This window comes from Pseudomonas marginalis (genome assembly GCF_900105325.1).
Taxonomy (GTDB): domain Bacteria; phylum Pseudomonadota; class Gammaproteobacteria; order Pseudomonadales; family Pseudomonadaceae; genus Aquipseudomonas; species Aquipseudomonas marginalis.
In genome coordinates, this window is record NZ_FNSU01000001.1 from 1,104,299 (window position 1) to 1,128,403 (window position 24,105).

Annotated in this window: 24 protein-coding genes; 10 read left to right on the plus strand and 14 right to left on the minus strand. The window is 60.1% G+C overall.

From position 1 onward, the window contains the following. Positions 1–100: 100 nt before the first annotated feature. On the minus strand, positions 101–1,087 hold the full coding sequence (dusA, locus tag BLW22_RS05370; RefSeq protein ID WP_065947406.1) for a tRNA dihydrouridine(20/20a) synthase DusA: 987 nt from the start codon (positions 1,085–1,087) through the stop codon (positions 101–103). A gap of 348 nt (positions 1,088–1,435) precedes the next feature. Between dusA and BLW22_RS05380 the strand changes: the two genes are divergently transcribed. Beyond that, entirely contained in the window at positions 1,436–1,657 is a 222-nt protein-coding gene (locus tag BLW22_RS05380; RefSeq protein WP_074844507.1) for a hypothetical protein, read from the plus strand. A 52-nt stretch (positions 1,658–1,709) separates the two neighbouring features. Here the strand turns inward: BLW22_RS05380 and BLW22_RS05385 are convergent, their stop codons facing one another. Beyond that, positions 1,710–2,549, minus strand: coding sequence for a lipopolysaccharide kinase InaA family protein (locus BLW22_RS05385; RefSeq protein ID WP_074844509.1), 840 nt, complete (start codon positions 2,547–2,549; stop codon positions 1,710–1,712). A 162-nt stretch (positions 2,550–2,711) separates the two neighbouring features. Then, positions 2,712–3,899, minus strand: a complete 1,188-nt coding sequence (locus BLW22_RS05390) for an MFS transporter (RefSeq protein ID WP_074844511.1) — start codon at positions 3,897–3,899, stop codon at positions 2,712–2,714. A 481-nt stretch (positions 3,900–4,380) separates the two neighbouring features. Between BLW22_RS05390 and mqo the strand changes: the two genes are divergently transcribed. Continuing rightward, the gene (mqo, locus tag BLW22_RS05395; protein WP_065928140.1) at positions 4,381–6,027 is read left to right on the plus strand and encodes a malate dehydrogenase (quinone); all 1,647 of its coding nucleotides are present in this window, start codon (positions 4,381–4,383) and stop codon (positions 6,025–6,027) included. Between the two features lie 87 nt (positions 6,028–6,114). Here the strand turns inward: mqo and BLW22_RS05400 are convergent, their stop codons facing one another. Then, positions 6,115–6,828, minus strand: a complete 714-nt coding sequence (locus tag BLW22_RS05400; RefSeq protein ID WP_256097801.1) for an NADPH-dependent F420 reductase — start codon at positions 6,826–6,828, stop codon at positions 6,115–6,117. Positions 6,829–6,899: 71 nt separating this feature from the next. On the opposite strand from BLW22_RS05400, the gene BLW22_RS05405 reads away from it, so the two are divergent. Continuing rightward, positions 6,900–7,775 carry a LysR family transcriptional regulator gene (locus BLW22_RS05405; protein ID WP_065947447.1) on the plus strand — a complete coding sequence of 292 codons (876 nt, stop codon included), beginning with the start codon at positions 6,900–6,902 and terminating at the stop codon, positions 7,773–7,775. Positions 7,776–7,907: 132 nt separating this feature from the next. Continuing rightward, the gene (locus tag BLW22_RS05410; protein WP_065928138.1) at positions 7,908–8,237 is read left to right on the plus strand and encodes a YXWGXW repeat-containing protein; all 330 of its coding nucleotides are present in this window, start codon (positions 7,908–7,910) and stop codon (positions 8,235–8,237) included. Between the two features lie 7 nt (positions 8,238–8,244). On the opposite strand, the gene BLW22_RS05415 is transcribed toward BLW22_RS05410, so the two are convergent. The 5 genes from BLW22_RS05415 to BLW22_RS05435 form a co-directional block, all read right to left on the minus strand. Beyond that, entirely contained in the window at positions 8,245–8,616 is a 372-nt protein-coding gene (locus BLW22_RS05415; protein ID WP_065928137.1) for a hypothetical protein, read from the minus strand. A gap of 69 nt (positions 8,617–8,685) precedes the next feature. Further along, a complete protein-coding gene (locus tag BLW22_RS05420) occupies positions 8,686–9,081 on the minus strand; it encodes a PIN domain-containing protein (RefSeq protein ID WP_074844517.1) in 396 nt (131 codons plus the stop codon). Then, positions 9,078–9,335 carry an AbrB/MazE/SpoVT family DNA-binding domain-containing protein gene (locus BLW22_RS05425; RefSeq protein WP_074845160.1) on the minus strand — a complete coding sequence of 86 codons (258 nt, stop codon included), beginning with the start codon at positions 9,333–9,335 and terminating at the stop codon, positions 9,078–9,080. The genes BLW22_RS05420 and BLW22_RS05425 overlap by 4 nt, the downstream gene beginning before the upstream one ends. Before the next feature lie 207 nt (positions 9,336–9,542). Next, positions 9,543–10,916: a nucleotide 5'-monophosphate nucleosidase PpnN gene (ppnN, locus tag BLW22_RS05430; RefSeq protein ID WP_065928136.1), complete on the minus strand. Its 1,374-nt coding sequence runs from the start codon at positions 10,914–10,916 to the stop codon at positions 9,543–9,545. A 147-nt stretch (positions 10,917–11,063) separates the two neighbouring features. Beyond that, positions 11,064–11,888 (minus strand): aspartyl/asparaginyl beta-hydroxylase domain-containing protein, encoded by an 825-nt coding sequence (locus BLW22_RS05435; protein ID WP_027604202.1) that lies wholly within the window; start codon positions 11,886–11,888, stop codon positions 11,064–11,066. Between the two features lie 309 nt (positions 11,889–12,197). Between BLW22_RS05435 and fabV the strand changes: the two genes are divergently transcribed. Both fabV and BLW22_RS05445 read left to right on the plus strand, forming a co-directional pair. Beyond that, positions 12,198–13,394 carry an enoyl-ACP reductase FabV gene (gene fabV / locus BLW22_RS05440; RefSeq protein WP_074844519.1) on the plus strand — a complete coding sequence of 399 codons (1,197 nt, stop codon included), beginning with the start codon at positions 12,198–12,200 and terminating at the stop codon, positions 13,392–13,394. Between the two features lie 149 nt (positions 13,395–13,543). Continuing rightward, positions 13,544–14,167, plus strand: coding sequence for an HAD family hydrolase (locus tag BLW22_RS05445; protein ID WP_065928134.1), 624 nt, complete (start codon positions 13,544–13,546; stop codon positions 14,165–14,167). Here the strand turns inward: BLW22_RS05445 and BLW22_RS05450 are convergent. Further along, entirely contained in the window at positions 14,164–15,069 is a 906-nt protein-coding gene (locus BLW22_RS05450; RefSeq protein WP_065928133.1) for a LysR family transcriptional regulator, read from the minus strand. The genes BLW22_RS05445 and BLW22_RS05450 overlap by 4 nt on opposite strands. 103 nt (positions 15,070–15,172) lie before the next feature. On the opposite strand from BLW22_RS05450, the gene BLW22_RS05455 reads away from it, so the two are divergent. Then, positions 15,173–16,342 (plus strand): aspartate aminotransferase family protein, encoded by a 1,170-nt coding sequence (locus tag BLW22_RS05455; RefSeq protein WP_074844523.1) that lies wholly within the window; start codon positions 15,173–15,175, stop codon positions 16,340–16,342. A 61-nt stretch (positions 16,343–16,403) separates the two neighbouring features. Here the strand turns inward: BLW22_RS05455 and punR are convergent, their stop codons facing one another. Next, the gene (gene punR, locus BLW22_RS05460; RefSeq protein ID WP_074844525.1) at positions 16,404–17,333 is read right to left on the minus strand and encodes a DNA-binding transcriptional activator PunR; all 930 of its coding nucleotides are present in this window, start codon (positions 17,331–17,333) and stop codon (positions 16,404–16,406) included. Positions 17,334–17,455: 122 nt separating this feature from the next. Between punR and punC the strand changes: the two genes are divergently transcribed. Next, positions 17,456–18,640: a purine nucleoside transporter PunC gene (gene punC / locus BLW22_RS05465; protein WP_065928130.1), complete on the plus strand. Its 1,185-nt coding sequence runs from the start codon at positions 17,456–17,458 to the stop codon at positions 18,638–18,640. Here punC and BLW22_RS05470 read toward each other — a convergent pair. Next, positions 18,637–19,470 carry a nucleoside-binding protein gene (locus BLW22_RS05470; protein WP_074844528.1) on the minus strand — a complete coding sequence of 278 codons (834 nt, stop codon included), beginning with the start codon at positions 19,468–19,470 and terminating at the stop codon, positions 18,637–18,639. The genes punC and BLW22_RS05470 overlap by 4 nt on opposite strands. 159 nt (positions 19,471–19,629) lie before the next feature. Between BLW22_RS05470 and BLW22_RS05475 the strand changes: the two genes are divergently transcribed. After that, complete coding sequence (locus BLW22_RS05475) at positions 19,630–21,132, plus strand: nucleobase:cation symporter-2 family protein (RefSeq protein ID WP_074844531.1); 1,503 nt, start codon at positions 19,630–19,632, stop codon at positions 21,130–21,132. Between the two features lie 111 nt (positions 21,133–21,243). On the opposite strand, the gene BLW22_RS05480 is transcribed toward BLW22_RS05475, so the two are convergent. Together BLW22_RS05480 and BLW22_RS05485 are read right to left on the minus strand one after the other, a co-directional pair. Next, positions 21,244–22,176 carry a proline iminopeptidase-family hydrolase gene (locus tag BLW22_RS05480; RefSeq protein ID WP_074844534.1) on the minus strand — a complete coding sequence of 311 codons (933 nt, stop codon included), beginning with the start codon at positions 22,174–22,176 and terminating at the stop codon, positions 21,244–21,246. A 92-nt stretch (positions 22,177–22,268) separates the two neighbouring features. Next, positions 22,269–23,033 carry a LuxR family transcriptional regulator gene (locus BLW22_RS05485; RefSeq protein WP_065928126.1) on the minus strand — a complete coding sequence of 255 codons (765 nt, stop codon included), beginning with the start codon at positions 23,031–23,033 and terminating at the stop codon, positions 22,269–22,271. Between the two features lie 183 nt (positions 23,034–23,216). Here BLW22_RS05485 and BLW22_RS05490 point away from each other — a divergent pair, with 183 nt between their 5' ends. Continuing rightward, positions 23,217–24,104: a proline iminopeptidase-family hydrolase gene (locus BLW22_RS05490; RefSeq protein ID WP_027604191.1), complete on the plus strand. Its 888-nt coding sequence runs from the start codon at positions 23,217–23,219 to the stop codon at positions 24,102–24,104. Position 24,105 lies beyond the last annotated feature (1 nt).

A 24,105-nucleotide genomic window follows, 5' to 3' on the forward strand; every position in this document is an offset into this window, starting at 1 on the left:
GCAACAACCTGAAAACAGCCGTTTGAATGCCCGGCGGTACTGCTGAATAGGAGGCCAAAACCGCCAGCAGGTTCAACCCAATTGCCCCATGACTGGACACTCAGCGTCCTTCTAACAAAGCGCCGGCTTGATCCAGCAACGCCAGCGGATCACTGGCCTTGTGAATATCCACTGACAATAACTGCCGAAACTTCCTCGCCCCCGGAAACCCCGTCCCCAATCCCAGCACGTGGCGGGTTATATGGTGCATCGTCCCGCCGTTCGCCAAATGCTCCGCAATATAGGGTCGCAACTGCGCCAACGCCTCCGCCCGACTGATCACAGGCTGCGCGCTACCAAACAACTGCTGATCCACCTTCGCCAGCAGATACGGATTGTGATAAGCCTCACGGCCCAGCATCACCCCGTCAAACGTCTGTAAATGCTCATGGCATTGCTCCAACGTCTTGATCCCGCCATTGAGAATAAACTCCAGCTCAGGGAAATCCTGCTTCAACTGCGCCGCCACGTCATACCGCAACGGCGGAATGTCGCGGTTTTCCTTCGGCGACAAGCCCTCAAGAATCGCAATCCGCGCATGCACGGTGAAACTGGTGCAGCCGGCGTCCTTCACCGTCCCGACGAAATCACACAACTGGGCATAACTGTCCCTGCCGTTGATGCCGATACGGTGCTTCACCGTCACCGGAAGCGACACCGCATCACGCATCGCCTTCACACAATCGGCCACCAGGGCCGGGTGAGCCATCAGGATCGCGCCGATCATGTTGTTCTGGACGCGGTCACTGGGGCAGCCGACGTTCAGGTTCACTTCGTCGTAACCGGCAGCCTCGGCCATACGGGCGCAGGCGGCCAGGTCTGCGGGGACACTGCCGCCGAGCTGGAGCGCGAGCGGGTGCTCGGCTTCGTTGTGGCGCAGGAAGCGGTCATGGTCGCCGTGGAGGATTGCGCCGGTGGTGACCATCTCGGTGTAGAGCAGGGCGCGTTTGGAGAGCAGGCGCAGGAAGAACCGGCAGTGGCGGTCGGTCCAATCCATCATCGGGGCGACGGAGAAGCGGCGGGAGAAAGTAGCAGTGTGTAGGGACATTGGGGATCTGAGTCAACGAGGCGAATTGGGCGCAGTTTATCAGGGATGGATCTAGGCTGTGGGAGACGCTTGTTTTGCGGTATTCACCACTTCGAACGCGGACATTGCCGTGTATGGAATATGCCGAGGATTTATAGGCGATCACTGCGAGCCCGACATGCGATCAGGTAGGACCAGTTGGCTACTGCCCATTCGCGGTTGTGTTTGACCCGGCCTCCGTCGATCAACCAGCCGGCAACCTGAACCCTCCCTGTCCCCCAGCAAAGTTTCATAATTCCTTCCGCCGTTGAGGTCTACGATCTTTCTCAAGAGAAGCCCCCACGGTCCAGTCCACAGGGAACTGAAAAAATGATTTCGAACCTCGTCAAAGTCGTGATGATTACGAGCACGTTGCTGTTGGGCGCTTGTTCTTCGGGTGCGCCGGGCATGAGTGGCGACCCTTGCTTTTCAAGCGGATGCCAGGCGTTTGGTGACCACAGCTCCAGCAAGGCTGCCAAAACCAATTTTGGCGGCAGTGGCCTGGGGAGTAGTTATGGGGAATATGGGACGGGGTTGTTGCATGATGATTGATGGCGCATATGGCCCGGCGGGGGGCAGGCGCCCTTGTCGCCGGGGAGGTGAGTCAGCTCGTTACCACAACCCCATTATGGAAAATCTCGCGCCTGGCGCGGCGGCTGATGTTCTCATGTTTGCTTGAGGTGTAGATTTCGTCAAAACGACGGCGATCAATGCCGTCGTAGTTGCCAAGTTCTTGCAGCACCCTCCGGTCGTAATCCTCTTCGATCATGAACCGGAAAATTTCCCGCCGATAATAGAACCCGAATTGAAACGCCAGTACCTCGGTCAAGTAGTCCGTTGGCGTGAGAAAGCAGTTTTCCAGGTCGATGGCCTTGGCGTGCGTCGGCTGCTCCAGGTTGATCATCACATTGTTTGCCCAGAAGTCCATATGCACCACGCCTTTGCTGTGCAGGCAGTGCAACAGTTTGAACGACGCGGTGATCAGGCTCTGGATGGCACGCTCCTGCTTGAGCCATTCCAGGCCATTGAGGTGGCCCTCCAGCATCTCGGTAAAGATGAAGAATTCCTGGATCAGGCCAAGCGCTGACTTTCGATAACCGAACCCATATAAGCCAGCAACCGGCGCACCGCGTTTCTGGGCGCCGAGGGTGTTGATGACTTCTTCGACCGGCCAGTCAAACGCACCGTCCCGCTTGGCGCGCCCGAAGGTCACGCGCAATTTGGGCCTGAGGCTGTCCAGCGGCTGGGATTTAGCGAACAGGTTGGCTTCCATCCCTTTGAGCGGTGCGCTGATGCGATCTGTCAGTTGGTGGCGCGTGTCGATCAGGTCCTGAATCGCCTGTTGCGTTTTGTGGTCGGCGGTGTCGGTGGTGAAGATCGTCGCATTGCGATGAGTGAGGGTCGTCGGAAAACTTTGCAATACACCTGTGTCAGGAAAGCTCAAAACACGTCCTTGTCATTGGGAATAAATATGACGGATATGTTACAGCTTGTGCTTATTGGATCCAACCTGAACTTTACCTGAACGGAAATGAAATAGTCTCATTGCGCCGATTCTTCACTGTTCATGGCGATTGAAATGTGCTTATAGCCCTGGGGCTCGAGCTTAATGCCCTCCCTGCATCCGCCGTGCTATCAGGTAAATGCCCAGCCCGACCAGTGCCGTCGCCGCGCCGATGTAGCCGGTGCTGGTCCAGCCAAACCCAGCCGTAATCGCCATCCCGCCGAACCATGGCCCCAGCGCATTGGCCAGGTTGAACGCCGCATGGTTGGACGCTGCCGCCAGGCTCGGTGCTTCGTGGGCGATGTCCATCAGGCGGATCTGCAGCGGTGCGGCCAACGAGACCATGGTGCCGACCAGGCCCATACTCAGCAGCACGCCCCATAGCGAGGCCGCCGCGAAGGGGAAGAACAGCAACACGGCCATCGACCACACCAATATCCAGCCCACGGCGCGAAACTGCATGCGATCAAACAGCTTGCCGCCGGCGATGTTGCCGACAATCCCGCCCACGCCGAATGCTGCCAGCCCAAATGGAATCCACTGGGGGGATACCTTGGTTACTTCCAGCATGGTCGGTGCCAGGTAACTGAACACGCAGAACATACCGGCAAAGCCGATGGCGCCAATGGACAGCGCCATCCACACCTGGGGTTTGGTGAAGGCGCGCAGTTCCTTGCGCGGGTCGCTGCGTTGTTCGTCGTGGCGATGGGGCACAAATTGCCAGACCAGGGCGATGGTGCACAGGGCGATCACGCTCACCAGTGCAAACGCCGAGCGCCAGCCTAGGTGCTGGCCGAGGAAGGTGGCGATGGGGTTGCCCAGCAGCATGGCCAGGGTCAGGCCCATCATTACCCGCGCCACGGCGCCGGCGCGTTTGTCGTTGGGCACCATGCTCGAGGCGACCACGGCGGCAATCCCGAAGTAGGCGCCGTGGGGCAGGCCGCTGATAAAGCGGAACGCCACCAACGAGCCGAAGGTCGGGGTGAACGCAGTGGCGAGGTTGCCCAGGGCATACAGGCCCATCAGCAACAGCAGCATGTGTTTGCGCAGCAGCTTGGCGCCGAGGATGGCCAGCAGTGGGGCGCCGACCATGACGCCGAGGGCATAGGCGCTGATGGCGTGGCCAACCTGGGGTTCGCTTAAACCCAGGTTTTGCGCGATGTCGGGCATCAGGCCCATGATGGCGAATTCGCCGGTACCGATCGCGAAGGCGCCCACGGCCATGGCGGCTTCCATTTTGGCGGCGCTGCGCGCGGGCAGTACGTGCCCGGGAGTTTGGTGGATAGACATGGATCGCTCTGTGATGAAAGGTGGTACGAGGGAGTGCGTCGATGCTACGCAAGCAGCGACGAAGGAGTCTAGAACAGCCTTTTGCCCGAGAGTTCCTGCCCTGTGACCTCAGGTCGCGCTTGCCACACTTGACACTCGCGCGTTAAAACCGGCGATTTAGAGTTGTCAATTGGTCAAACGACGCATAAACGCCGTGTGGCGTGATATTCTGCGCGCCGTCTTGGTCTGGTCTTTCCCCGGTACGTACACCCGTATACGTCCCGGCGTTTGGCTGTCGCCCAGGTAGCTGAAGCCAATAATGATAAGAAGTCAGCGCAGAAGGGACATAAAAGTGAGGTCGATACGTCGGCCTTGTGTGCCCACCCTGCGGTCCCCGAGTGAATGTGCAAACCCCGCGGTGCGTTGCCTGGCGCAGCGTGATTGAGGGTTGCCCATGATCAGGGGCGGTGGGGCGGATGGCGTTTTATCATAGGTGCTACTGATGTTTAAAAAAGTAAACACTGCCCTGCTGGGGCTGGCTTTGTCGATGGGGATCACGTCCGTTCACGCGGAAGAGACAAAGAAAGTCGATGTGCTGCTGATCGGCGGCGGCATCATGAGTGCAACCCTGGGTGTCTGGCTCAATGAGCTGGAGCCGGGCTGGTCGATGGAAATGGTCGAGCGCCTCGATGGCGTCGCCGAAGAAAGCTCCAACGGCTGGAACAACGCCGGTACCGGTCACTCGGCCCTGGCTGAGCTGAACTACACCCCGGAAGACAAGAACGGCAACGTTGAGATCCCGAAAGCGGTCGAGATCAACGAAGCGTTCCAGATCTCCCGTCAGTTCTGGTCCTGGCAGGTCCAGCAGGGCGTGCTGAAGAACCCGCGTTCGTTCATCAACTCCACGCCGCACATGAGCTTTGTGTGGGGCGATGACAACATCAAGTTCCTCAAGAAACGCTACGAAGCCCTGCAAGCAAGTCCGCTGTTCGCCGGCATGCAGTACTCCGAAGACCCGGCGCAGATCGCCAAGTGGGTTCCGCTGATGATGGAAGGGCGTGACCCGAACCAGAAAATCGCGGCCACCTGGAGCCCGCTGGGTACCGACATGAACTTCGGCGAGATCACCCGCCAGTTCGTCGCTCACCTGCAAACCACGCCTAAGTTCGACTTGAAACTGTCGAGCGAAGTGCAGGACATCACCAAGAACGCCGACGGTTCGTGGCGTGTCAGCTACAAAAACCTGAAAGACGGCACCAAGACTGAAACCGACGCCAAGTTCGTGTTCATCGGCGCGGGCGGCGGTGCACTGCACCTGCTGCAAAAGTCGGGCATTCCTGAAGCCAAGGAATACGCTGGCTTCCCGGTCGGCGGCTCGTTCCTGGTGACCGATAACCCAACCGTCGCCGAGCAGCACCTGGCCAAGGCCTACGGCAAGGCTTCGGTTGGCGCGCCACCGATGTCGGTTCCGCACCTGGACACCCGCGTGCTGGATGGCAAGCGCGTGATTCTGTTTGGCCCATTCGCCACCTTCTCGACCAAGTTCCTGAAAGAAGGCTCGTACCTGGACCTGCTGACCAGCACCACCACCCACAACATCTGGCCAATGACCAAAGTCGGTATTCGTGAATACCCACTGGTCGAGTACCTCGCCGGCCAACTGATGCTGTCGGATGACGACCGCTTCAAGGCGCTGCAGGAGTACTTCCCGAACGCCAAGCAATCCGACTGGCGCCTGTGGCAGGCCGGCCAGCGCGTGCAGATCATCAAGCGTGACGAAGAGCAGGGCGGCGTCCTGAAACTCGGTACCGAGGTGGTCAGCTCCGCCGACAACACCATTGCAGGCCTGTTGGGTGCATCGCCAGGCGCGTCCACCGCGGCTCCGATCATGCTGACCGTGCTGCAGAAAGTGTTCAAGGACAAGGTTGCGACCCCTGAGTGGCAGGCAAAACTGCACCAGATCGTGCCTAGCTACGGCACCAAGCTGAACGACAGTCCTGAGGCTGTTGCCAAGGAATGGGCCTACACCGCCAATATCCTGCAACTGCCTGCACCGCCTGTGATTCCGCAAAAGGCTGCTGTCAAGGCGCCCGAGGCTGCCAAGCCTGCGGCTGAGCCGAGCAAGCCGGCGTCTGACCTGGCGCTGTAAGCCGCTGGGGAGGTCCTGGGTCAGGACCTTGCCGGTAACAAAAAGCCCGCTGAACCGGTAACGGTCAGCGGGCTTTTTTGTGCGTGTCTAACGGCGGGTGCGTTCGACAGGCGGCAGTTCAACCGTACGCTCGGCGGCGGCCAGCGCTGCTTTCAAGCCAGCCTGGTCCAGCGGGACGCAATAGGCAGGCTTGCCGCGTTCCAGCCGCCAGCTGTCATCCAGGCTGCCGGCATCCACGGCGTCGAAACCCAATTCGTCGAGTAGCGTGATGACGCGTGCCTTCGCTGCGGCGTCATCCGCTGCCACCGGCAACGCCCGGCGGTCGGGGGCACCGTGGGGGCGCGCGTCCTGCGTCAGGTCGGGAGCGAAGATCGCGTTGAACACTTTCACTACATGTGAATGGGGCAGATGCTCGGCGAGCAACCGGCTGGTGGTGGATTCGAAGCGATCCAGTACCGGGATATGGCCGTCGCGGTTCGGGTAGTAATTATTCGCATCCATCACAGTCTTGCCCTCCAGCCATTGCGCCGGGACGCTGCGGTAATGCTCCAGGGGGATCGCCACGAGCACCACATCGCCGAATTTGGCGGCGTCGTCGGCACTGCCCACCTGCACGCCGAGTATGCCGCTCACTACGCTGCTCATGGTGTGGGGGCCACGGGAGTTGCTCAACATCACTTCGTGCCCGGCCGCCAGCGCCAGTTGGGCCACGGCGCGCCCGATAAAGCCTGCTCCAATAACACCAATCTTCATGGTCTTGCTCCAATGAATGGGGGAGCGGTTATGATGATTGGCAACCAATCGGCGATAAATTGTCGTTTTAGTGTGGATGTTGTTACTGGGAGTAGGGAGTGATGGATCGCCTGTCGAGCATGAATGCCTTTGTGATAGCTGCTGAGTTGGGCTCGTACGCGCGGGCTGCCGAGCGCTTGGGCATGTCGCCGCAGATGGTGGCCAAACATGTCACCGCGCTGGAGCAGCGCCTGGGCGCTCGCTTGCTTAACCGTACCACACGAAGGCAAAGCCTGACGGAGCTGGGGAGCGCGTACTACGAGCGTTGCAAACATATCCTGGTAGAAGCCGAGGCTGCCGATTCACTGGCGCAGATCATGAACGACACGCCGCGCGGCAAGCTGAAAATCACCGCGCCCGTCACCTTCGGATCCTACAGCCTGATGCCGTTGATTACCGGGTTCCTGCGCGACAACCCGGATGTGGAAATCGACCTGCACTTGACCGACCGTTTCGTGGACCTGGTGGAGGAGGGCTATGAAGCCGCTTTTCGTATCGGCCCCCTGGCGACCACCGGCCTGACAGCCAGGCCACTGGCACCTTACCGCCTGGTGGTCTGCGCGTCGCCGGAGTACCTGGCGGCACGCGGTACCCCGCAGGCCCCGGCGGACCTTGAACATCACGAATGTCTCGGCTACGCCTTCTGGTCGCGGCCGGCGGATCGCGAGTGGGTGTTCTACCAGGCTTCGACGCCTTATAAGGTGCAGGTTGCCAGTCGCTTGCAGATCAATGAAAGCAGGGCCTTGATGTCCGCCGCGCTGGATGGTTTTGGCATCGTGCTCGGTCCGGAAGACTTCTTGCGCCGGGCATTGGCCGGGGGCGAATTGGTGAGAGTGCTGCCGAACTTTGAAGCGCCGAGCCGGCCGATGCACCTTGTCTACACGGCGAACCGCCAGCGTACGGCCAAGTTGAGACGCTTTGTCGAAGCGGTGTTGGGACGCTTCGGTCACCCTTGATGCGTGCTGCTTCAGCAATCCGACAGACACAACCTGTTAAAAAAGTACCCAGGCCTGAGCAGGAGCACGGCTGAAACACGGGGGCATTTTTTACCGGTGCAGGTGTTGGGCGATAACGCCCGAGGGGGTTGTATGTTGTTACGTTACGCGGCATTAGCTGCCGTTGTGGTCGCGGCGTCCGGGTGTGTGCAGGAGCGCGTGGTGCATGAGCGCCGGCCTGTACAGCGTGAATATGTCGAGGTGGTTGCGCCACAACCGCCGCCGACCCAGATCATCGAAGTCGAGCCTGCCGTACGTGAAGGTTACATATGGTCACGTGGTTACTGGCGCTGGGAAGGCGGGCGCTACGTTGCCGTACACGGCCATTGGGAGCCGGTGCGAGAAGGCTATCGTTATGTGCATCCGCATTGGGTGCAGCGCAATGATGGCTACCACTGGCAGGTGGGGGGCTGGGTTCGTTGAACCCCGACTAGGAGGGCTTTTTTGTACCCAGGAGCCGTACTTCCCGCAGCAGCGCGGCACCGAGTTGATCGGTGCCCAGTTCCTTGTATCCCACGGCCTTGACCTCTCCGTTCTCTTCGGCCTGGATGATGATCACCGGTGTCTCTTTGCCGCTGGCTTCGTCGATGTGAAAAGCATATTGGGGAATATCCACCTTGATCGGCGTACCTGCGGCCTTGCCTTGCACATTGATCAGGAACGCTGCGCAGCCGGCGTCCACATCCACACTAGTGGCAGAACGCCCGCTGACGAAGCAGCTCTTTGGCAGGTCGGGCCAGATGATCTCGGCCAGGGCGAGGGACGGCGTCAGGGCCAGGGCAGCAAGAAGAAGCGTGCGCACGTGGGGCGTTCTCTCGTTCAGGGATTAGCGACTTTTACCAAAGCCTGCCCCTTGCCGCAATGTTGCCGCTCAGCCCAGACGCTTCATACCCGCTGCCTTGGCCGCACCGAGGTCAAAGGTAGCGGTGTATTCGCACCCGGCCGCGTGGGCGCAGCGCTCTATCAGGCAATCGGCAAAATCGGCGTTGTTGGCCGTGAACCATCGAAGCGCCTGCCAGATGACCTCGGCATGTTCGACGGTCAATTCACGGGTGCGCAGCAGTGTTTCCAGAACGACGACAATGTCATTTTTGGCACATTGGTAGCAGCTCTGTAATACCCATACCAACTCCACCACGGACACCAGGCTGACAAACCCTGGCGAAAGCGTGGTGAGGGATTCGATCAATTCGCAGGCCTTGGGGGATTGAACGGGATCATCCTGGGTGACGTAGCGCACCAGTACATTGGTATCCAGCCCGATCATCCAGCCTTCGCTCCCTGTGCTGCGATGGCGCGGTTCATGTCGTCAATGGACACGACCCTTGCAGGCTTCCGGACCAGCCCCTTGAGGTCATGGACAGTCTTGCTCGCTGCAATGATGGAAAACTTGCCATCTTCCGTTTCGACGAACTCGACGCGGTCGCCTGTTTCCAGGCCAAGTGCGGTCCTGACTTGGACGGGGATGGTGATTTGCCCTTTTGAGGTAAGTGTGGCGGTCGCCATGGTAAAGATCTCCAACATGATGCTCCTTACCTTAGGGTAAGGAGTGGTGGAGGACAATATCCGTTGGTCCATAGGTCGCTCTTCAGGTGGAGGATGAGTCGGGGTCATGAAAACCTAGTCCGAACTCAGCCCTCCCGCACGCTTACTCATGCCGCAAAGAGATACAAACTATGACCGACCGCCATTAAAGCCTGGCGGCTGTAAGCAAATTACCTGGCGAGCTCACTGCACTACGCGATAACACGGCACATACGCCGCGCCACCCGGCAACTTCATGCGATGCTGGGCAACGAACGCCTGCAACAGCTCATCCAGTGGCTTCATGATGGCCGGGTCGCCGTGGATCTCGTACGGGCCATGTTCTTCGATCAGGCGAATGCCCTTGTCCTTCACGTTACCCGCCACGATTCCCGAAAACGCACGGCGCAGGTTGGCTGCCAGTTCATGGGGCGGCAGTGCGTGGCTCAGTTGCAGGCTGGCCATGTTTTCGTGGGTCGGGTCGAACGGGCGCTGGAAGCCTTCGTCGATCTTCAGCAGCCAGTTGAAGTGAAACGCGTCGTTGCGCTCACGGCGGAACTGCTTCACCGCCTTGAGGCCGACAGTCATCTGGCGGGCCACTTCGGCCGGGTCGTCGATGATGATCTGGTAGTGCGCCTGCGCGGCTTCGCCGAGGGTGGCGCCGACGAAGGCATGCAATTGTTGCAGGTACGGCGCGGCTTGTTTCGGCCCGGTGAGAATGACCGGGAAGGGCACGTCGCGGTTGTCCGGGTGCATCAGGATGCCCAGCAGGTACAGGAACTCTTCGGCCGTACCGGCGCCGCCGGGGAAGATGATGATGCCGTGGCCCACGCGCACGAAGGCTTCAAGGCGTTTTTCGATGTCCGGCAGGATCACCAGTTCGTTGACGATGGGGTTCGGCGCTTCGGCGGCGATGATGCCCGGCTCGGTCAGGCCCAGGTAGCGCCCGCCGGTAATGCGTTGTTTGGCGTGGGAAATGGTCGCGCCCTTCATCGGGCCTTTCATCACGCCCGGGCCGCAACCGGTGCACACGTCGAGGCTGCGCAGGCCGAGTTCGTGGCCGACTTTCTTGGTGTATTTGTACTCTTCGGTATTGATCGAATGCCCGCCCCAGCACACCACGATCTTCGGCTCCACGCCCGGACGCAGGGTGCGGGCATTGCGCAGCAGGTGGAATACGTAGTCGGTGATGCCCTGGGAGTTGCTCAGGTCGATGCGCTGGCTGTCCAGCTCGTTCTCGGTGTAGACGATGTCCCGCAGGGCGCTGAACAGCATTTCGCGGGTGCTGGCAATCATTTCGCCATCGACGAAAGCATCGGCGGGGGCGTTCAACAGCTCCAGGCGCACGCCACGGTCCTGCTGGTGGATGCGCACTTCAAAGTTCTTGTAGGCGTCGAGGATGGTCTTGGCGTTATCGATATGGGCGCCGGTGTTGAGGATCGCCAGGGCGCACTGGCGAAACAGGGTGTAGATGCTGCCGGTACCGGCTTCGCTCAGTTGCTGGACTTCACGTTGGGACAGGGTTTCGAGGCTGCCCTTGGGGCTGACGGAGGCATTGATGACTTGGCGTTGGGGCATTCTGATTCCTTGAAAACGCAGCCACCGCACCTGTCGAGGTGCGATGACGTGAGAATGGTGGGCGCAGGTTAGGGCGCACGAGCCGGATATTTACCTCAGGCGCAGGGCCGAGCGCAAATACCGTCCAACACCATCATGCCGCAGAACTTACTCAATCAGCTTCCAGTTTTTGTAGAAAACCCGACGCAGGGTAAAGACCAGCCCGGCAAAACCCGCGATGACGGCGTTAAGCACCGACGGCAGCGGCGTTGGCCGTACGATGTCGATAAACAGGCAGTAGCGCTTGGCGTCGTTCTTGTTGAAGGACGCATGCATCAGCGTGTCATCAAAGATAAACAGCGGGTCGTCGTGCCAGTAGTGCTTGTGCTTGCCGACCTGGATGTACACGCCATCGTGATGGGGCGCCGGTGCCATGTTGTAGAGCACGCGGAACATCATGCGCAGGGGGCCGAAGTGAAAGGACGTCGAGCGGTTCTCGTTGAACACCGACACGCCGATGGTTTTCACGAACGGCAGTTTTTTGCGCAGTTCAGGAATATCCAGGGTGGTTTCGATCGGTCGCCCGTACCACTGGAAAAACAACATGCCGCGCTTCTTCTCGGCCATGCGTTCATCCAGGTAGCCGATGATTTCATCCTTGTGGGCCATGGCGTCATCGAGCACCTGTTGCAGGTCTGTGCGCCAGGCCGGTGGCAGGTCGCCCATCGTGTAGACGTGACGGTTACGCGCGCTCAGCAGGTCGAACAGGGTGTTGAACGGGGCCAGCAGCCAAGTGTTGCGACCGCTGCCGATAAAGTATTTCTTGACGGTCGGCTTGTCATACAGGCCGTTACGCAGGAAGTCGTAAACGCCGCACACCAGTACCAGGCAGAGGAACACCAGCGTGGTTTCGGGGAACACATCGATAATCAGCAACACGCCGAGTACCCAGGCGACCGATACCGCTTTCTTACGCAAAGCAGACTTGTTCATGCAACTCAGCTCCAGAAGGACGCCATTCGACAGGTCCGGATCCGTGGCCGCGAGTGGTGGGGTTTTGAAACATAATGAAACATCTTCGTCATGATAAGGCGTCCAGCAGCGGATTGGCGTTTTAAATAGTGCAAAATTGTGAAGGCTCGACACAGTCTTTAAACCTGGTGGGCTCGTGTGGATTGGATTTTGTAAACAGAAGATTTGCGACTATCGTGACGCTTCGGTTTTTCGGACGTCATAGACCGGTACGATTGAAGTTGAATGGCCACCATTGGCCTTCGGCACCTTGGAAGAGGCAGAAATTTTATGATCATCAAACCGCGGGTTCGTGGCTTTATCTGTGTGACCGCTCACCCTGTTGGCTGTGAAGCGAACGTCAAGGAACAGATCGACTACGTAACTGAGCACGGCGCCATCAAAGACGGCCCGAAGAAGGTGCTGGTCCTTGGCGCTTCCACCGGCTACGGCCTGGCCGCGCGCATCAGTGCAGCGTTTGGCTGCGGCGCCGACACCCTGGGCGTGTTTTTTGAGAAAGAAGGCGAAGAAGGCAAGCTGAGCTCCGCCGGCTGGTACAACAGCGCTGCGTTCGAGAAGTTTGCCGTTGAAAAAGGCCTGTACGCCAAGAGCATCAACGGCGACGCGTTTTCCGACGAGATCAAGCGCCTGACCATCGGAACCATCAAGAAAGACCTGGGCAAGATCGACCTGGTCGTCTACAGCCTGGCCGCGCCACGGCGTACTGATCCAAAAACCGGTGAAGTCTACAACTCCACCCTCAAGCCAATCGGCAAGGCTGTGACCCTGCGCGGTATCAATACCGACAAAGGCGTTGTGGTCGACACTACCCTCGAGCCTGCAACCCAGGAAGAAATCGACGGCACCGTCAATGTCATGGGCGGCGCCGACTGGCAGCTGTGGATCGACGCCCTGCGTGATGCCGACGTACTGGCCGAAGGCGCCAAGACTACCGCGTTCACCTACCTCGGTGAGAAGCTGACCCAGGACATCTACTGGAACGGTTCCATCGGCGAAGCCAAGAAAGACCTGGACAAGAAAGTCCTGACCCTGCGCGACAACCTCGCTGCACTGAAGGGCGACGCCCGCGTATCGGTTCTCAAGGCGGTGGTCACCCAGGCCAGCTCCGCGATCCCGATCATGCCGCTGTACTTATCGTTGCTGTTCAAAGTGATGAAAGAGCAGGGCACCCACGAAGGCTGCATCGAGCAGGTCTACGGCCTGTTCAAGGACAGCCTGTACGGCAGCGAACCGAAGCTTGACGCCGACGGCCGCCTGCGCGCCGACCTGGCCGAACTGGAACCGAAGGTCCAGGACGCCGTGGCGGCACTGTGGAATCAGGTCACCGACGAGAACGTCGACGAGATCAGTGATTTCGCCGGCTACAAGGCTGAGTTCCTGCGCTTGTTCGGCTTTGAAATCGATGGTGTGGACTACGAGGCTGACGTCAACCCGACCGTGAAGATCAAGGGTCTGGTCCAAGCCTAAACGCGGTTAAAAATGTGGGAGGAGGCGTGTCCCCCTCCCATATTTGTTTTTTTGGTTTTTCAGATCCGTCTTACGCTCCGGCGCGCACCTCCCTCCTTGTAAATCTGCCAGACTCCCTCAGCTCTCAAACCACGCTAACGGAGGATCTGATGACGATTCGTGCAGTCGTTTTTGATTTCGGCGGTGTTCTCTTCGATTGGAACCCGCAGCACCTCTATCGCAAACTGATTGCCGACGATCAAGAGCGGCAATGGTTCCTCGATAACATCTGTACCCAGGCCTGGAACACCGAGCAGGATGCGGGGCGGCCGCTGGCCGAAGCCACACAGATCCTGATCGATCAATACCCCGAGCATGAACCCTTGATCACGGCCTATTACGGCCGCTGGCACGAAATGCTGCGTGGCCCGTTGCCCGAAGGCGTGGCGATTCTCAACGCGCTGCATCAGGCCAACATGCCACTGTTCGGGCTCACAAACTGGTCGGCCGAGACCTTTCCCTATGCGCTCGCCAATTACCCCTTCCTTCGGAAATTTCGCAACATCGTGGTGTCTGGCGAGTTGAAGCTGATCAAGCCCGACGCGGCGATCTACCACGCGAGCCTCAGCCAGGTACGGGTGTACCTGCCGGATATCCAGCCGGGGGAGGTGGTGTTTATCGATGATGTCGCCGGCAATATCGAAGCGGCCGTCGCCCTCGGCTGGCAAGGCATTCACCACGTGTCTGCCGAGCAGACGGCGGCGCGATTGCGCGAGTTGGGCGTGGGCTTCTAGCGCGCCCACTTTTCCATGGCGAAATCCACAAAGGCGCGCAGCTTCGGCAAGCGATAACGGTCCTGGCCGTACAGCAAATGCATGGGCCGGCTGGGCAGTTGATAGGTGGTCAGCAAGGCCACCAGCTTGCCGGTTTGCAGGTCGGGCTGCACGAGGGCATCCGGCAGCATGACGATCCCCATGCCTTGCACGGCGGCCTGGCGCAAGGCCTGGGAGCTATTGATGGTCAGCGAGCCGGACACCGGGATTTCCACTTCGCCTTCTGCGCCGGTCATGCGCCACAGCTTGTCGGCGTTGCGCCAGTCATCGGTGGAAGGGTAGGCGAATGCCAGGCAGTCGTGCTGTTGCAGGTCCTCGGGTGTCTGGGGTGTACCACGTCGGGCCAGATAGTCCGGTGAGGCGCACAGGGTGATGGTGTAGTCCTGCATTGGTCGGGCGATCAGGCTTGAGGGTTCCAGCTCGCCCAGGCGGATAGCCACGTCAAAGCCGCTGTCGACCATGTCCATGCGCTGGTTGCTGAGCACCACGTACAGCTTGATCAGCGGGTAGCGTTGGGAAAACTCGCTCAAGGCCGGCGCCAAGCGTTCAGTGCCGAACGCCGGTGGCGCGGTGATGCGCAGGGTACCTTTGGGGATGTCGCCGTGGGCCTGTTCGGCCCATTGCTCGGAGTCTGCCACCAGCCCGAGTACTTCCAGGCAACGCTGGTAATACTGGCCGCCGAACTCCGTGAGGCTCTGTTTGCGGGTGGTGCGCTTGAGCAGGCTGACGCCCAGGCGTTGTTCGAGGGCGCGCAGGTGGTTGCCGACCATGGTGGTCGACATCCCGCAGGCGTGGGCGGCGGCGGTCATGCTGCCGCTCTCCACCACTTTCACGTACACCGACATCGCTTGGAACAGGTCCATTATCAAGTCCTGGTTTAAAGTCATTGCAGGATGGCGCAGTTTATCCAGCTGGGATGGCTAACGATACTGTTGCTATCTCAACGATGCACTGGAGTCCGCCACCATGACCGCCGCCTGCCTGATGACCACCTATCAACCCCTGGCCCTGAGCTTCACCCGTGGCCTCGGCACGCGCCTGTGGGACCAGCAGGGGCGCGAATACCTGGATGCAGTGGCGGGTGTGGCGGTGACTAACGTCGGGCATTCCCACCCGAAACTGGTGACGGCCATCAGCGAGCAGGCCGGCCTGTTGTTGCACACCTCCAACCTCTACAGCATCGACTGGCAACAACGTCTGGCCCAGCGCCTGACGCGGCTGTCCGGCCTGGACCGTGCCTTCTTCAATAATTCCGGCGCCGAAGCCAACGAGACGGCGCTGAAACTGGCGCGGTTGCATGGCTGGAAAAAAGGCATCGAAGAGCCCTTGGTGGTGGTGATGGAGAATGCCTTTCATGGTCGTACGCTGGGTACCATGGCGGCCAGCGATGGACCCTCGGTGCGCTTGGGTTTCCAACGTTTGCCGGGGGATTTTCTCAAGGTCAGGTTTGGTGATCTGGCGGCGATCGAGGCAATCACCCAGACGTTTGGCACACGGATCGCGGCGGTCTTGCTGGAGCCCATCCAGGGCGAAAGTGGTGTACTGCCATCGCCGCCGGGTTACCTGCAAGTCCTGCGTGACCACTGCACACGGCACGGCTGGCTGATGATGCTCGACGAAATCCAGACCGGCATCGGCCGCACCGGCGCCTGGTTTGCCTTCCAGCATGAAGGCATTGTCCCGGATGTGATGACCCTGGCCAAAGGCCTCGGCAATGGCGTGCCCATCGGTGCGTGCCTGGCCAGGGCAGCGGTAGCCGCGCTTTTCACGCCGGGCAGTCATGGCAGCACCTTTGGCGGCAACCCGCTGGCGTGCCGGGTGGGCTGCACGGTGTTGGACATTATCGAAGAGCAAGGCTTGTTGCAGAACGCTGCACAACAGGGCGAGCGCTTGCTGGCGCGGTTACGCATGGAATTGGAAGAGCATCCGCAGGTGCTGGCGATTCGGGGGCAGGGCCTGATGATCGGTGTTGAGTTGGCCAGCCCCTATCGCGACCTGGCCCAGCGTGCTGCCCAGGAGCATGGGCTGCTGATCAACGTGACGCGGGGCAAGGTCATTCGCCTGCTGCCGCCGTTGACCCTGGATGCCAAGGAGGTGGAGATGATCGTGCGGGCCCTCACTCGGCTATTGAACTAGATTCCTGACCGCAGCTGTCGAGCCTCGGGCTTGAATCGGCAGTGCGTCTGACGCAGCCTCGCTAGGGCTCGACAGCTGCTACGGCAGGACCGTTGAGCCACTCCTGGTTCATGGTTTCGGTATCCCCCAGGTATTCCAGCAACCACGCCATGGCCGGGGACAGTTTGCTCTGTGCCCAGGCCACACACGATGGGCTGGCCGGAAAGGGGCGCGTCAGTTGCAGCGCCACCAATTCACCGCGTTCGATCCACGGCAATACCTGATGCGCCGGTGCCATGCCGACGCACAGGCCATCGCGCAGGCAATCGATGGCAGAGGCCCAGTTGGGGACTACCAACCGGCGTTGGTTATCCAGGGTCCAGGTGTCGCGCTTGGGCAGGTTGCGCGAGGTGTCGGTCATGCACAGCGAGGCGAAGGGGCGCAGTTGGTCGTCATTGAGCAACCCTTCCATGGCCGCCAACGGGTGCCGTGCGCTGACCACGCACAGCCAATTCAATAAGCCCATATCGCGAAAGGTGAAGTGACTGGCCACTGGCACGGCGCTGGTGGCACCGATGACAATATCGGTGCGCTCATCCGCCAGGGCATCCCACACACCGTTGTACACCTCGTATTCCAGCAGCAATTCCACCTCGGGAAACTGTCGATAGAAATCCAGCACCAACTGTCGGCAGCGCTGGGGTTTGACGATGGAATCCACGGCCACCTTCAACTGGCCACTCCAGCCATTGGCCACCTGCTGGCACAGGCGCCGTGTGCCGAGCATTTTTTTCATTACCCCGCGGGCCTCGTCGATAAACAGACGGCCGGCGGGTGTCAGCTCCACATCACGATGCCGGCGCACAAACAACGGCACCGCCAGCCACTCTTCAAGTTGACGTACGGTATAACTGATGGCTGACGGCACGCGGTGCAATTCCTGGGCGGCGGCGCTGAAGCTGCCATGGCGCGCTACCGCATCGACGACATCCAGGGAGTATTCGGACCACATGAGGGTTGCCTTCAAAATTATTGATAACAGCCGCCAATTATTATCGCTTCACAGCAAAACTGTCAGCTTCATAATGGGCGGCAATCAGCAAATAGTTTGATGGCAGGATTAACAAGGTTTCAATGAAAAATTCTTTTGGTTTCACCTGGTATCTGGCGGGGCTGAGCATGCTCGGTTACCTCGCAATGGACATGTATTTGCCGGCGTTCGGCGCCATGGGCGAGCAGTTGCAGATTGGTGCGGGCGCGGTGGGCGCCAGCCTGAGTATTTTTCTCGCGGGCTTTGCCGTGGGGCAGTTGCTGTGGGGGCCGTTGTCCGACCGCCTGGGGCGCAAGCCGATTCTGCTCGCAGGCTTGAGCCTGTTTGTGGTGGGTTGCGCGGGGATGTTTTGGGTCGAGACCGCGCCGCAGTTGCTGGCCTTGCGCTTTATGCAGGCGATTGGCGTGTGTTCTGCGGCCGTGAGCTGGCAGGCGCTGGTGATCGACCGCTACCCGGCCAACAAGGCCCACCGCGTGTTCGCCAGCATCATGCCGTTGATGTCGTTGTCACCGGCGCTGGCGCCGCTGCTGGGTGCGATGGTGCTGAACCACTTCGGTTGGCAAGCCATCTTTGGCGTATTGCTGGGGGTGTCGTTGCTGTTGTTGCTGCCGACGTTGTTCCTGCGCTCCGTGTCGAAACCTCAGACGCGGGAAGACGAACCTTCGCGCCTTGGCTATTGGCAGTTGCTCACCTCCCGGGTGTTTACCGGCAATGTGATGATCTTCGCCGCCTGCTCGGCCAGTTTCTTCGCCTGGCTGACCGCTTCACCCTTCATCCTCGGCGACATGGGCTATAGCCCGAATGACATCGGCCTGAGCTACGTGCTGCCGACATTGGCGTTTCTGGTGGGTGGCTACAGTTGCCGTAGCGCTTTGCAGCGTTTCCAGGGCAAGACGCTGTTGCCGTGGTTGCTGCTGGCCTATTGCATCAGCATGGTGGCGCTGTACCTGGTCGCCACCTTGACCGTGCCGACGCTCACCACCTTGCTGATTCCGTTCTGCCTGATGGCGCTGGTCAACGGCGCCAGCTACCCGATCGTGGTGGCGAATGCGCTGATGCCGTTTGCAGAACATTCCGGCAAGGCGGCGGCACTGCAAAACACCCTGCAATTGGGCCTGTGCTTTCTCAGCAGCCTGTTGGTGTCATCGATGATCGAGCAACCGTTGCTGATCACGGCGATCGTGATGCTGGCGACTGCGCCCTTGGCCGTCTTGGGCTATTGGCTGGCGCGGCCGAAAGCAGACAAGTCGGAACTGGCCGCCGCCTAGAACGTCACTTCCATGTTCACCGTCGGCGTTGACGTACGGCTGCCCCGGCCGCCGTCCACGCCGAACTTGTTGTGCCAGTACTCGTAACCCACCCCGAGGTACAGGTTCGGCTTCACGCTCTTGCCCGGTCGCACCGCGACCATCAGCGCGCTGCGCATCAGGGTTTCCGGTGCCGTGTCACGGCCATGGTAGTCCGCGCCTTTTTCCCCGACGTAGTTCACAAAGCCCTGGAATTTCGCCGCATGGTTGGCGATCTCGAAAGGGCGCATCCACGTCAGGTTGAGCATGTAGGTGTCGTCAAACGTGTGGTTCGACTCCCGTGCACCGGGGATGCCGGTGTGGTTGCGCTCCTTGTAGTACAGAAGGCTCAGGTCCAGCACGCCCACGGTGTTGAACTTCAATGTCGGGCCGAGCACCAGTGCGCGTTTTTTCGCCGACGCGACGTTGTTGTTGCGGTTGGCATCAAAGCCCAGGGTCAGCGCGTAATCCTTGATCAGCCCGGTGCCCAGTGGCACATCCAGCACCCGTGACGCATACAACTGATGCCGGTACACCGCGTACACCTCGCTGCCACCGTGGTCGGTGCCCTTGCGCGTGTCGCGGCTGTCGGACAGGAACACGTCCAGGTTCAGGAAGTTGCTGCCATACCGGTAGCCGCTGGCGTGGGTAACGCTGTAGATGCGCTTGCTGAATTCGTCGGGGTTATTTGGATTGGTGAACTGCTGGCCATAGCGAAAACCTACGCTGTTGTTCATCCATTCCACCGCGACGGCCTCCCCGCCGCCGAGGAGGGTGAGTGCAACGGTGGCTCCCTGTAATGCCTTTTTCATGGTTTCTGTGTCCTTTGGCGTTCTGGCTCATCACGGCCAGATTGTTTTTGTAACGCCGATGGAGGGTATCTTGTTCGAGTGATTGTATACAACTCTATGGACATCCAGTCTAAACATTGCATACAGTGTCACCACAACAAAAACAGAGAACCTCTCACCATGACTATCCCGAAGGCGTCACCGCAGCGGCCGGAAGATGAGAATCTAGGCGTCGCCGCCAACATGGCTTACGGCCTGCAGCATGTGCTCACCATGTACGGCGGCATCGTCGCGGTACCGTTGATCGTGGGCCAGGCGGCCGGGTTGTCACCGGCGGATATCGGCCTGTTGATCGCCGCGTCGCTGTTTGCCGGTGGCCTTGCCACCCTGTTGCAAACCCTTGGCCTGCCGTTCTTTGGCTGTCAGTTGCCGTTGGTGCAGGGTGTGTCGTTTGCCGGTGTGGCAACCATGGTGGCGATTGTCGGCAGCGATGGCGCCGGCGGGGTACCGGCGATTCTCGGCGCGGTGATGGCCGCGTCGTTTATCGGGCTGTTGATCACCCCGGTGTTCTCGCGGATCACCCAGTTCTTCCCGCCGTTGGTGACCGGTATTGTGATCACCACCATCGGCCTGACCCTGATGCCCGTGGCGGCACGCTGGGCCATGGGCGGTAACAGCCGCGCGGCGGATTTCGGCAGCATGCCCAATATCGGCCTGGCGGCGTTGACCCTGGTGCTGGTGCTGCTATTGAGCAAGATCGGCAGCGCGACCATCTCGCGCCTGTCGATCCTGCTGGCGATGGTGATCGGCACGGTGATCGCGGTGTTCCTCGGCATGGCGGATTTTTCCGGGGTCAGCCAGGGGCCCATGTTCGGTTTCCCTGCGCCGTTCCATTTCGGTATGCCGACCTTTCACATCGCGGCGATCATTTCCATGTGCATCGTGGTGATGGTGACACTGGTGGAAACCTCGGCCGACATCCTGGCGGTGGGGGAAATCATCGATACCAAGGTCGACTCCAAGCGCCTGGGTAACGGCCTGCGCGCCGATATGCTGTCGAGCATGTTCGCGCCGATCTTCGGTTCGTTCACCCAGAGTGCCTTCGCCCAGAACGTTGGCCTGGTGGCGGTGACCGGAGTGAAGAGTCGTTTTGTGGTGGCAACCGGCGGCTTGTTCCTGGTAATCCTCGGATTGCTGCCATTTATGGGGCGGGTGATCGCGGCGGTGCCGACCTCGGTACTGGGCGGTGCCGGGATTGTGCTGTTCGGTACCGTGGCGGCCAGTGGTATTCGCACCTTGTCCAAGGTGGATTACCGCAACAACATGAACCTGATCATCGTCGCCACGTCCATCGGGTTTGGCATGATCCCGATTGCCGCACCCAGTTTCTACGACCAGTTCCCCAGCTGGTTCGCGACCATTTTCCATTCGGGTATCAGTTCGTCGGCGATCATGGCGATCCTGCTGAACCTGGCGTTCAACCATTTCACCGTAGGCAATTCGGACCAGCAGTCGGTGTTTGTAGCGGGGACTGAGCGCAGTTTGTGTTTCCACGACGTAGCGGCGTTGCGTGATGGGGACTATTTCAGGGGTGGCAAGTTATTTGATGCCGAGGGCAAGGAAATTCCATTGGTGGCGCAGGAGCCAAGGAAAGCCGCACACGCTGAAACCACAGAGGTCTAAAAATGTGGGAGATTGCTCCCGATAGCGGTGGGTCAGTCACAAATACAGTGGCTGACACTCTGCTATCGGGAGCAAGTCGAATCGTCGCACCGCCCCTCCCACATTTGGAACTCAACCAGCCTTGCGGACTGTGTGCGGAACAGAGCACGCCTCATCCAGAAACTTCACCACGGTGCCCATGCACGCCTGGCGTTCTTCCACGTGGGGCATGTGGCTGGAGTCTTCGAACAGCGCCCAGCGCACATCCGCGATCTCATCCAGGAACGGCTTGACCACCAGTGGCGTGGCCTCGTCATGCCGGCCGGAAATCACCAGGGTCGGCACCTTGATCGCCGACAGGCGGCCAATGGATTTCCAGTCCTTCAGGCTGCCGATCACGTGGAACTCGGTCGGGCCGCTCATGGCGTGATACACCGTGGGGTCCGAGTCGACCTGGGCGAAGGTGCGCGCCACTTCTTCCGGCCATGGGTTCACCCGGCACACATGCTGGTCATAGAACACCCGCGAGGCGGCGAGGTATTCCGGGTCGAGGTAGGTACCGGCGGCTTCATGCTTGAGCAGGGTTTCATGCACGCCTTGGGGCAGCAGCTTGCGCAGGCGGTTGGCTTCGCTGACCCAGGTGCGCATGCAGGTCGGTGAGTTGGCTGGGATAAACGCACGCAGGCCCTTGGGTTGCAGGATTGCGTGCTCGCTGCCGAGCATGCCGCCCCAGGACTGACCAAGGATCGCGTAGTTATCGCTGATCTGCAGGTGGTCCAGCAGGTTGTCCAGTTCTTTAAGGAACAGATCGACGGTCCAGAAGGACGGGTCTTTCTCAGGCAAGTGCGTGGAGCGGCCGTTGCCCAGTTGGTCGTAGTGGATGACCGCATGACCGCTGGCCGCGACGTCCTTGAACGCGTCGACATAATCATGGGTGCAGCCCGGGCCGCCGTGGATGACCACCAGCGGCGTGCGGCCGCTGGCCAGGTCGCCAGTGACACGGTACCAGGTCTGGTAGTCGCCAAACGCGGCATACCCTTTGCGGATTTTTTCGATGAAGTCCATTTCCTGCCCTGCCCTGAAAAAATGATCAGGGACACGATAGTCTGCGGACGAGATTTAGGTAACTAGCAAAACAGCTAGGTTTTGCCGGTGGATCAGTCTTCCAGCAGGCGGTAATGGGTGGCGCGGACCACCGCCTGCACACGGTTCTTGGCGCCCAGTTTGTGCATCGCCGAGGCCAGGTGCAGGGTGACGACGGCCAGTGAGCGGCTCAGTTGCGTGGCGATTTCGGCGGCGGTCAGGCCGTCGGCGGCCCATTTGAGGCATTCGCGTTCACGTTTGGTCAGGTGAATGTGCGGGTAGGTGCGCAGCTCCTTGCCGAACAGCGGGTAGGCCGCTTCCTGCAACGCGTGGGAAATCAGGCTGAAGTCCGACAAGGTCTGCTGCGCGTCCTGCAGCACGGCAGGCGTTTTGCCAGTGCGCAAGCCGGTCAGTGACGCGAAGCCGCCACGGGGCAGATGCATCGGCACGCTGACGCCGCAGGTCAGTTGCTGGTCGTGCAGGTAGGACGAAACGGGGGCGTGGCAGGGGTCGATGATGGTTTGCAGGGCCGTGTCAGCCTGGGCTTCGTAGGACCACACGAACGGCGATACCGTGCGCAGAGCCAGGTGTTGCACCGGGTCGATCTGGTAGAAACCCTTGCTGCACCACAGCGCATGCCAATCGGTCGGCGTGTTGCGCAGCTCCAGCACCGAGGGGGTGATCAATGCACCATCCTGGTCGATCGGCACCGGGGTGTAGTCGTATACCAGTGCATCGAAGCCCAATTGCTGGGCGAGGATAAAAGTGTTGTCCATCTGCTCATCCAGGCTCCTGCCCGGCATCAGACGTTGATTGAAGGCAGTTAGCTTGGCCAGCATCCGTTCTGCTCCCGAATTCATTTGAATCTCCACTTCCTGCAAGTAGAATGCCACGCCCCGGCGAAGGACTGCCAGGCCAAACCTATAAGAAATACCAGGTTATGGACGCGCGGCATCCTCGGTAGTGTTGGCCTGATAAACGGCCGCTGCCCGCCAGGCCGATACAACACAAGGAATGTATGCATGTGGCGTGAAATTGCCCCCGACCAGCAGTACAACGTGCAAGTCGATGGCCACAACCTCGTGGTCTACAGCTTCGGCGAAGGCGATGAGGTGCTCTTGTGTCTCAACGGCGGGCCGGGCCTGCCGTGTGACTACTTGCGCGACGCCCATGGCTGGCTCAAGGACCATGACCTGCGAGTGGTTGCATTCGACCAGCTTGGCACAGGCGCATCAGCCAGACCGACCGATGTTTCCCTGTGGGAAATCCGCCGTTATGTCGAAGAAGTCGAAACCGTACGCCAAGCCCTTGGCCTCGGCCGCGTGCACCTGCTCGGGCATTCCTGGGGCGGCTGGCTGGGCATCGAATACGCCATCCATTACCCCGACAGGCTGAAAAGCCTGATCCTCGAGAACACCGTCGGCGACATTCCGCATCTTTCTCAAGAACTCGAACGCCTGCGCGGCGCGCTGGGCAGTGAGACCGTGGCGATGATGCAACGCCACGAAGCCATGGGTACCCTGGATCACCCGCAGTACCAGGCCGCGATCACCTTGCTCAACTATCGCCACGTCTGCCGCCTGGACGAATGGCCCGAACCGGTCAAGCGCTCCCTCGGCGACTGGAACATGGGCCCCTATGAAACCATGCAGGGCCCCAACGAATTCCTCTACGTCGGCAACCTCAAGGACTGGAACCGCATCCCCGAGATGGCCGCTTTCAACATGCCGATCCTGATCACCACCGGCCAGCACGACGAACTCACCCCAGCCTGCGCCATGCGCATGAAGATGGCGGCCAGACACGCCGAACTGCATGTATTTCCCAACAGTAGCCATATGCCGTTCTATGAAGAGCCACAGGCTTATTTTCCGGTACTGTTGGACTTTCTCGCTCGCCACCGAGGCTGAC

What these genes read in the sequence shown, in the direction of transcription:
- dusA (WP_065947406.1), bottom strand. Translation starts at nt 1,087, where the DNA reads ATGTCCCTACACACTGCTACTTTCTCCCGCCGCTTCTCCGTCGCCCCG.
- BLW22_RS05380 (WP_074844507.1), top strand. Translation starts at nt 1,436, where the DNA reads ATGATTTCGAACCTCGTCAAAGTCGTGATGATTACGAGCACGTTGCTG.
- BLW22_RS05390 (WP_074844511.1), bottom strand. Translation starts at nt 3,899, where the DNA reads ATGTCTATCCACCAAACTCCCGGGCACGTACTGCCCGCGCGCAGCGCC.
- mqo (WP_065928140.1), top strand. Translation starts at nt 4,381, where the DNA reads ATGTTTAAAAAAGTAAACACTGCCCTGCTGGGGCTGGCTTTGTCGATG.
- BLW22_RS05405 (WP_065947447.1), top strand. Translation starts at nt 6,900, where the DNA reads ATGAATGCCTTTGTGATAGCTGCTGAGTTGGGCTCGTACGCGCGGGCT.
- BLW22_RS05410 (WP_065928138.1), top strand. Translation starts at nt 7,908, where the DNA reads ATGTTGTTACGTTACGCGGCATTAGCTGCCGTTGTGGTCGCGGCGTCC.
- BLW22_RS05420 (WP_074844517.1), bottom strand. Translation starts at nt 9,081, where the DNA reads ATGATCGGGCTGGATACCAATGTACTGGTGCGCTACGTCACCCAGGAT.
- ppnN (WP_065928136.1), bottom strand. Translation starts at nt 10,916, where the DNA reads ATGCCCCAACGCCAAGTCATCAATGCCTCCGTCAGCCCCAAGGGCAGC.
- BLW22_RS05435 (WP_027604202.1), bottom strand. Translation starts at nt 11,888, where the DNA reads ATGAACAAGTCTGCTTTGCGTAAGAAAGCGGTATCGGTCGCCTGGGTA.
- fabV (WP_074844519.1), top strand. Translation starts at nt 12,198, where the DNA reads ATGATCATCAAACCGCGGGTTCGTGGCTTTATCTGTGTGACCGCTCAC.
- BLW22_RS05445 (WP_065928134.1), top strand. Translation starts at nt 13,544, where the DNA reads ATGACGATTCGTGCAGTCGTTTTTGATTTCGGCGGTGTTCTCTTCGAT.
- BLW22_RS05450 (WP_065928133.1), bottom strand. Translation starts at nt 15,069, where the DNA reads ATGGACCTGTTCCAAGCGATGTCGGTGTACGTGAAAGTGGTGGAGAGC.
- BLW22_RS05455 (WP_074844523.1), top strand. Translation starts at nt 15,173, where the DNA reads ATGACCGCCGCCTGCCTGATGACCACCTATCAACCCCTGGCCCTGAGC.
- punR (WP_074844525.1), bottom strand. Translation starts at nt 17,333, where the DNA reads ATGTGGTCCGAATACTCCCTGGATGTCGTCGATGCGGTAGCGCGCCAT.
- punC (WP_065928130.1), top strand. Translation starts at nt 17,456, where the DNA reads ATGAAAAATTCTTTTGGTTTCACCTGGTATCTGGCGGGGCTGAGCATG.
- BLW22_RS05470 (WP_074844528.1), bottom strand. Translation starts at nt 19,470, where the DNA reads ATGAAAAAGGCATTACAGGGAGCCACCGTTGCACTCACCCTCCTCGGC.
- BLW22_RS05475 (WP_074844531.1), top strand. Translation starts at nt 19,630, where the DNA reads ATGACTATCCCGAAGGCGTCACCGCAGCGGCCGGAAGATGAGAATCTA.
- BLW22_RS05480 (WP_074844534.1), bottom strand. Translation starts at nt 22,176, where the DNA reads ATGGACTTCATCGAAAAAATCCGCAAAGGGTATGCCGCGTTTGGCGAC.
- BLW22_RS05485 (WP_065928126.1), bottom strand. Translation starts at nt 23,033, where the DNA reads ATGCTGGCCAAGCTAACTGCCTTCAATCAACGTCTGATGCCGGGCAGG.
- BLW22_RS05490 (WP_027604191.1), top strand. Translation starts at nt 23,217, where the DNA reads ATGTGGCGTGAAATTGCCCCCGACCAGCAGTACAACGTGCAAGTCGAT.